7 protein-coding genes and 2 pseudogenes are annotated in these 6711 nt (G+C 66.2%); 4 read left to right on the top strand and 5 right to left on the bottom strand.

Features of this window, described 5'->3' with window-relative positions; translation table 11 throughout:
* The first annotated feature begins 355 nt into the window (after nt 1-355).
* Together AB0G02_RS25015 and AB0G02_RS25010 are read left to right on the top strand one after the other, a co-directional pair.
* Nucleotides 356-1111 carry a polymorphic toxin-type HINT domain-containing protein gene (locus AB0G02_RS25015; protein WP_360797962.1) on the top strand — a complete coding sequence of 252 codons (756 nt, stop codon included), beginning with the start codon at nt 356-358 and terminating at the stop codon, nt 1109-1111.
* Complete coding sequence (locus AB0G02_RS25010; RefSeq protein ID WP_360797960.1) at nt 1108-1515, top strand: hypothetical protein; 408 nt, start codon at nt 1108-1110, stop codon at nt 1513-1515. The genes AB0G02_RS25015 and AB0G02_RS25010 overlap by 4 nt, the downstream gene beginning before the upstream one ends.
* Before the next feature lie 231 nt (nt 1516-1746).
* Here the strand turns inward: AB0G02_RS25010 and AB0G02_RS25005 are convergent.
* From AB0G02_RS25005 to AB0G02_RS24990, 4 genes and pseudogenes are all read right to left on the bottom strand, one after another.
* Nucleotides 1747-2200 (bottom strand): annotated as a pseudogene (locus tag AB0G02_RS25005) (transposase); the annotation flags it as partial.
* Between the two features lie 172 nt (nt 2201-2372).
* On the bottom strand, nt 2373-2552 hold the full coding sequence (locus AB0G02_RS25000; protein ID WP_360797964.1) for a hypothetical protein: 180 nt from the start codon (nt 2550-2552) through the stop codon (nt 2373-2375).
* A gap of 305 nt (nt 2553-2857) precedes the next feature.
* Nucleotides 2858-2983 carry a hypothetical protein gene (locus AB0G02_RS24995; RefSeq protein WP_360797958.1) on the bottom strand — a complete coding sequence of 42 codons (126 nt, stop codon included), beginning with the start codon at nt 2981-2983 and terminating at the stop codon, nt 2858-2860.
* Nucleotides 2967-3389, bottom strand: a complete 423-nt coding sequence (locus AB0G02_RS24990) for an integrase core domain-containing protein (RefSeq protein ID WP_360797956.1) — start codon at nt 3387-3389, stop codon at nt 2967-2969. The genes AB0G02_RS24995 and AB0G02_RS24990 overlap by 17 nt, the downstream gene beginning before the upstream one ends.
* A 206-nt stretch (nt 3390-3595) precedes the next feature.
* On the opposite strand from AB0G02_RS24990, the pseudogene AB0G02_RS24985 reads away from it, so the two are divergent.
* Both AB0G02_RS24985 and AB0G02_RS24980 read left to right on the top strand, forming a co-directional pair.
* Nucleotides 3596-3748 (top strand): annotated as a pseudogene (locus AB0G02_RS24985) (transposase); the annotation flags it as partial.
* A 199-nt stretch (nt 3749-3947) separates the two neighbouring features.
* Nucleotides 3948-4766 (top strand): hypothetical protein, encoded by an 819-nt coding sequence (locus tag AB0G02_RS24980; RefSeq protein WP_360797954.1) that lies wholly within the window; start codon nt 3948-3950, stop codon nt 4764-4766.
* Between the two features lie 801 nt (nt 4767-5567).
* On the opposite strand, the gene AB0G02_RS24975 is transcribed toward AB0G02_RS24980, so the two are convergent.
* Entirely contained in the window at nt 5568-6611 is a 1044-nt protein-coding gene (locus tag AB0G02_RS24975; RefSeq protein ID WP_360797952.1) for a magnesium and cobalt transport protein CorA, read from the bottom strand.
* Nucleotides 6612-6711: the final 100 nt, after the last annotated feature.

Raw genomic sequence — 6711 nt, 5'->3', positions numbered from 1 at the left:
GCGGTGGCTGGTGACGGATCTGCCGCGCACGGCGATCAGATAGGACCCCTTCGCCGGCTACGCCGCCACCGGCGCCAAGCTCGCAGTCAAGGGCGCCGACGCGGTCAAGGGCGCGGTCAAGGCCTCCGATGAAGTAGCCGCCGCGGCCACGAAGTCCGGCGACGAGGTCGCCGGAGCCACCACCAGAACGGGCACCGACGCCACACCATCCGGTGGCACCCGTGCAAGCGACCCGGCCCCGGCCAACCCACCACCTGCTGCTAAACCGGCTCCGGCTCCGGCGCCGGCTCCGGCGAAGATTGCGCCGTCCAAGAGTTGCACCACCAACAGCTTCATCGCGGGAACTCCGGTCCTGATGGCCGACGGCACCCAACAGCCGATCGACGAGATCGAGGTCGGCGACCTGGTCCTGGCAACCGACCCGGAAACCGGTCGCACTGAAGCTAAGCCGGTCGAGCGCCTTATCGCCGGTGAAGGCGACAAGCGATTGGTCACCATCACCGTCGATACCGACGGCATGGCGGGTACCGCTACCGCCCAGACTGTAGCTACCGACGGCCACCCCTTCTGGATCCAGGCCGAGCGCCGCTGGGTAGAGGCTAAGGACTTGCTGTCCGGGACCTGGCTGCGTACCTCGGTTGGAACCTATGTCCAGGTCATCGCGACAGTCGATCGTACCGCTCGTCAGAGGGTGCACAACCTTACCGTTGCCGACATCCACACGTACTATGTGCTGGCGGGGTCGACACCAGTCCTCGTGCACAACTGTGGAAATGGTGGTCCCGAGTTCGGTCAGCCTTGCACATGCGCTGATGACCAGGTATTCGCAAGACTCGGAACCAGTAAGGAGAGCACAGGGAGGCTTGCGGACCAGGCGCGAATGGCAGAGGGCAATCCGAAGTCATTCGGTCATGGAGTTTCAGTGCGAGCAGTCGACGGTCCAGTTGAGGGTGCTTCGCTGGCAACGAAGGCGCAGTTGGAGGGTGCGGGATTCTCGCTGATATTCACGCCCACGCGGAAACTTCCCATGCATCACACATTGATTCTCCCGAAACCTGTGGACACGGGAGTTCAGAAGCTGTTCAACCAGGCTTTCGGGCGGGGGAGATGACTGGAACCCGAGAATTTATGAATGGATCTTCCGGGCCGCTTGAGGTTCTGATCCTTATTGGTTGGCGCGACGGGCCGTTGGAAGGTATCTTGCGGCGCGAAGGCCTGCCCGACTGTTGGTACTTCACGCTGCTCGCCGAGCGGCTTGAGACGTCGGGCCTGGACGATAGGATCTTCGCGGTCCGGAAGCTCTCGTCTCCCGACAGTGCAATCCTAATTGACGAATTCGGAAATGTCGGCACGGGCATGCATGTCTGGCCTGTAGTCGGTGGAACCGGCTCGAATGAAGCTCGTCGAGTCGTTGACGAGCTACTGTCGTCCGAACTGGGAACTCTACATTTTGTAGTCCGTACGCGGGACTTTATTGAGATACTCGACGTGTGGGATTTGCCGAGCGATTCATGAGGGTGATTAAGCACTTGCGGGTGCCAAAAGTCCGCCACGTGATCTGACCTGCGGGTTAGCCCGGATCTTTCACGTGGCTGACGGCCTGGCTTGAGGTCCTGGCCGGTGGCTGTTGCGGGTTCTCCTTTCGGTGTTCGGGGTGGTCGAGGTGGCCCGTTGTCGGGTGGGTTGCCGCCGGGTTCCACTGCCCGGTGTGGATGCTGATCGCTCGTAGGAATAGGTTGTGGCTGGTCAGGCCAGTCGGGGTAGGTCGTGGAGGCGCTGGTGACCGGTCACGACGAGTTCGGCCCAGGGTGCGTGGGCGGACAGGCGGAGGTGGACTTGCCGGGCGTGGCGGGCGAGGCGTCCGGCGATGGAGAACAGGCGCAGCCGCAGGCGTTTGGGTTTCCCAGCGCCGGGCTTGGTGACCGGTCAGGGCGAGCATCTGGGTCCAGGCGGTGAGGTCCAGCGCGAGGGCGACGATCGCGACCCAGATCCTGTTGTGGGCGAAGCCGTGCAGGGGCAGATTGGTCAGTCCGATGGCCTTCGCGGCGCGGATGCGGTCCTCCGCGCGTGCCCGACGGCGGTGCCGCAACTCCAGATCGGCCAACTGCCCGCGAGCGGTGTTGGTGGCGAAAGCGGTCAGCCGCAGGCCGTCGGCATCGGTGAACCGCAACTGCGCACCGGGATGCGGCCGTTCCTTACGCTGTGCCTGCCGATAACTCCATCCATGCAGGTTGAAGCCGTGCGTAGCTTGAAGGGCCGAGGTGCTTGTGGGTGCGGCCGCAGGTCCACAGCGCTGGCCGCTGACACGGCATGATGACCGACTGTGCTGCTCCGACTGGCCTCGTGCTTGCCGAAAATGTCGTCCGTGCAGGTCAGGCGGCGTGGTGGTACTCGTTGAGGATGCCGCCCAGTCGTTGCCGTCGGCGGATGTCGAGGTGGGTGAGGGGTGCTCGATCGAGGGCTGGCTGTGGCAGTGGTTGTAGTGGTCGGGCGTTGGCGATGCCTTGGTGGGGCCGGTGGGTGTTGTAGAAGTGCTCGTACTCGCGCAGCACGTGAACCAGGTTCTGTTGGTTCCAGATCGGCGTTCGGTCGAGGAGTTCACGGCGGCAGCTGCGGATCCTGTGGGGTGCCAGAAGTCGGCCACGTGGCTTGACCTGCGGTTACGAGGCTGTGGGTTTGTACTCGTCGATCAGGCCGTCAAGGACTGGCCGGCGGCGTGTCGACGGCAGCTCGATGACTTGCCGAGCGGTACAGCGCGACTCGGTGTGAGTGGACTCTATAGTTTCAGTGTTGATTAAACTGCGCTGTTGTCGCCAGGTATTGTGACCACGACCGTGAACCTTCTGCGGTGTGGTGGTCAGCCGAGGTCTTCAAGCCAGAGGACGCGTTCGACGACGATGCGTTTCTGTTGTTCGAGGATGAGGTAGACGATGAGGCCGTTGCCGTACCCTGTGCCGCTCGAAAAGTCATCGCTGCTGGTCAAGCGGTGCGTCTGTACTCGTTGATGAGCCCGTCGAGGACGCGGGTGTGGAGCAGTCTGTCGGTGTCCAGGTCGTGTACCGCGGGAGAATTCCGTTGAGTCTCGGGCGGTAGCTGGTCTCGGGCCTGGTGGGGTGGTATCGGTTGTAGTGGTTTTCGTAGGTCGTGAGGACCTGGCGTGCGTGGGTCTCGCTCAGCATCAGGATATGGTCGAGGAGTTCGCGTCGGATAGTGCCGGTGACCCGTTCGCAGTGGGTGTTCATCCGGGGCGCCTGCGGCGCGCTTTTGATCACGCGCAGGTCGTCGCTCTGGAAGACGGTGTCGAACGTCTGGCCGTACTTGCCATCGCGGCCCCGGAGAAGGAAGCGCAGGGACTCCATGCGGGCGGTGAGGTTCCTGTCCTTCTGCACGGTCCATGTCCAGGTTGGGTGGGCGGTGACGCCGGTGATGTGCAGGCGTCGGGTGCCGTGTTCGAGGAACGCCAGGGCGTAGAGGCGTGCCGAGCACGGTGTCGAGGTGGAGGAAGTCTGCCGCGATGATGCCCTGGGCCTGGGGGATGAGGAACTGCCGCCAGGTCGGGCCGGTGCGGCGTGGTGCCGGGTCGATGCCGGCGTCGTACCGCTGGGTCGTCGAACGCAGGATCTCGTGGCTGACCGGCTACCGCCGCCTGGCCATCCGCTACGAACGCCACGCCGACAACAACTGCGACCTCCTCACCCTCGCCGCAGCGTTGTCCTGCTTCCAACGACTCGCCACACTCACGACGTGAGACGTCGTCCAAGGGGCTACGTGGCGGTTTCAGCGTCTTGTGATGACCGGGCGCAATCGTTCTGCCTATTCCGGTCCTTGTCGTACTCGGACCGGTGACGCGGGTCTGGTGCACGTCGAGACGGCCCATGGACCAGGATGCCCGGATGGGGTCTCGAACGTGGTCGGCCAGAGCGCGGGCGTGGGCTGCGTTCGGTGTGGTGTCGGTGCTGGTCGGCACGGTGTGGCCGACCACGTGGTTAATGGGCAGGACCGATGAGGACGACGGCGCCGGTATCGCCAACGTGCTGGCCCTGCCGGTAAGCGGTTTCAGTCTGGTGGTCGGGACCGTGTCGCTGTTCGTGGCGTGGCGGTCACGGCTGCGGACCGACGAGCTAGCGGTCCTGGTGCCAGCGGCGCGGGACCTGCTGCGCGCGGTGGTCAAGGGCGAGGCAGCAACCCTGGCGCGCCTGTTGGGCGACACCGGCCGGGCCCGCCCCGCCGACGTGGGGTTCGTCGCGCCGGAGGCGGCCGAGGTGTGGTGGCGCGACGACGGCGGCAGCGCCTCGGGAAGCCTGGACGACGTCGCCGTCTACTACCGGTCGTTGGAGCTGGGCCGGTTGGTGGTGCTGGGCGAACCCGGTGCGGGCAAGACCGTCCTCGCGCTACGACTGCTGCTGGACCTGGCCGCCGATGCCCGCGCCACCCTGGACCACACCCCGACCGCACGCGTGCGGGTGCCGGTGCGGTTGAGCCTGTCCTCCTTCACACTGCCCGAGCAGCCCTGCACCCCGTCGGTATTGCACGAACGGCTCGAAGCCTGGATCACCGGACAACTGAGCGGAGCCTACGGGGTTCAACCCTCGATCGCCCGCGAGCTGGTCGCCGACGGCTGGGTGCTGCCCGTCCTGGACGGGCTCGACGAAATCGACCCCGACCACACCCCGCCCCAACGGGCCCACCGTGTCCTCGACGCGCTCAACCAGCCCACCGGCGACGCCCCCGCCAGCATTGCCACCGGGAAATCCGGATGCATCTGAGCCTGTCCGGCAACAATACTCAAAGCTAATGGAAGGCCGCCACAATATTCCAACAGTCGATCTGTCGCTTCAGGGGATATATCCAATCGGAGCCGACCGATGCGGTTGGCCAGTAATTCGTGAGCCACTGCTTTTTCTAGTACATCGAGGGGTATCCGTGCACGGTGTCGAGGTGGGGGAAATCCGCTGCGATGATGCCCTGGACCTGGGCGTTGGGGAACTGTCGCCAGGTGGGTTCGGTGTGGCGTGGTGCCGGGTCGATGCCCGCTTCGTGCAGGATCCGCCAGACCGCCGGGGCGGCGATGCGGTGGCCGAGACCGGCCGGTTCGCCCTGGATCCGCCGATGGCCCCACTGTGGATTCCCCTGGCAAGCCGCAGTACGAGCGACTCGATCGCCGCTCGTGTCGGTGGACGCTCGGTGCGTCGACGTGCGGAATGCCGCCACTTGCGGGCCACGAGTCTGCGGTGCCAGGCGAGCAGGGTGCCGTCGTGACCGGGAAGACCTCCCGCCACCGCCGACGATCCAGCGACCCGGATAGGGCGGCGAACCAGAACCGGTCCGAGGGCTCGTAGCCGACCGGACCCGCGAGTTGCCAGCGGAGGACCGCGTTCTCGTGCCGCAGCACAAGCAGTTCGGGAAGGCGGCGTGGTCGCCGGCCGTGCGTCAGGGCGCGTTGCCGCCCTCGACCGGGGCGGAACCCATGCCGAGGCTGATCCGCATGGTGATGGGGGTGGGCCAGGCGAGCGGGCAGACGGCGACGCGGAAGGTGGGTCTGCGCGGCACGTTGGCCTCCTGGGGCGTCAGAGCCAGCGGTTGCGTTTGAAGATGCGGTACAGGACGAAGCAGGCGGTGAAGGTGATCGACAGCACCAGGGGATAGCCGTACGTCCAGCGCAGTTCGGACATGTGGTCGAAGTTCATGCCGTAGTTGCCGAAGACCATGGTGGGCACGGCGACGATGGCGACCCAGGCCGAGATCCTGCGCATGTCGTCGTTCTGCTGGAGGGAGACCTTGGCCAGGGTGGCGTTGACCAGGGTGGTGAGCAGTTCGTCGTGGCCGGCGACGCGTTCGGCCGCGGCGGTGAGGTGACCTTCGACGTTGCGGAAGTAGGAGCGGACCGTGTCGGGGACGAGGGGGTCGGACTCGTCGCCGAGGTCGCGCAGCGGGCCGGCCAGGGGGATGATGGCGCGCTTGAGCTCCACGATCTCCCGTTTGACCAGGTAGAGCTGCTCGACGCCGATCTCGCTGCGCGGGGCGAAGACGGCGGTCTCGACGAGGTCGATGTCGTTCTGGACGGCGTCGACCACGTCGAGGTAACCGTCGACGACGTGGCCGGCGATGGCGTGCAGCACCACCGCGGGAGCGGTGGCGAGCCGTTCGGGCTGTCGCTCCAGCTCCTCACGCAGGCCGGCGAGGCCGGAGTGGTGCCCGTGGCGGACGGTGACGACGTGGTCGGCGCCGAGGAACACCATGACCTCGCCGGACTCGACGATCTCGTTGGCGGTGGTAGGTGACTCGTGCTCGACGTAGCCGACCGTCTTGAGCACCACGAACAGGTCGCCCTCATAGCGTTCCAGCTTCGGTCGCTGATGTGCGCGCACCGCGTCCTCGACGGCCGGTCCGGGCAGCGCGACGGCTTCCGCGACGTCGCGGATCCCGCCCCGGTCGGGGGCGAACAGCCCGATCCACACGAACCCCCGGCCCAGGGCGCGGACCTCGGCGACCGCCTCGGCCGGTGAGCGGTGCCCGGGCTGTCGGAGGCCGTCGACGTAGACGCCGCAGGCCACGATGCTGTCGCGTGTCGTCGCGGACGTGTGAGGGCCACCGGCTGCGGGAGACGCCATGGGCGCAGATCATGCCCTGGACGCCTCATCGGGTGTCACCCGACCGTGGACGAGCGCGCCCCGCTGCACGTCGGATCACACCGGGGGATGACGTGGTGCG

It is taken from the genome of Actinosynnema sp. NPDC023658, assembly GCF_040639995.1.
Taxonomy (GTDB): domain Bacteria; phylum Actinomycetota; class Actinomycetes; order Mycobacteriales; family Pseudonocardiaceae; genus Actinosynnema.
Note: the sequence above shows the minus strand (reverse complement) of the source record. Positions and strands in the feature narration are given on the sequence as shown.

Excerpts from the sequence above, each read along its gene's own strand:
- AB0G02_RS24975 (WP_360797952.1), bottom strand. The coding sequence starts at position 6,611 with ATGGCGTCTCCCGCAGCCGGTGGCCCTCACACGTCCGCGACGACACGC.
- AB0G02_RS25010 (WP_360797960.1), top strand. The coding sequence starts at position 1,108 with ATGACTGGAACCCGAGAATTTATGAATGGATCTTCCGGGCCGCTTGAG.
- AB0G02_RS25015 (WP_360797962.1), top strand. The coding sequence starts at position 356 with ATGGCCGACGGCACCCAACAGCCGATCGACGAGATCGAGGTCGGCGAC.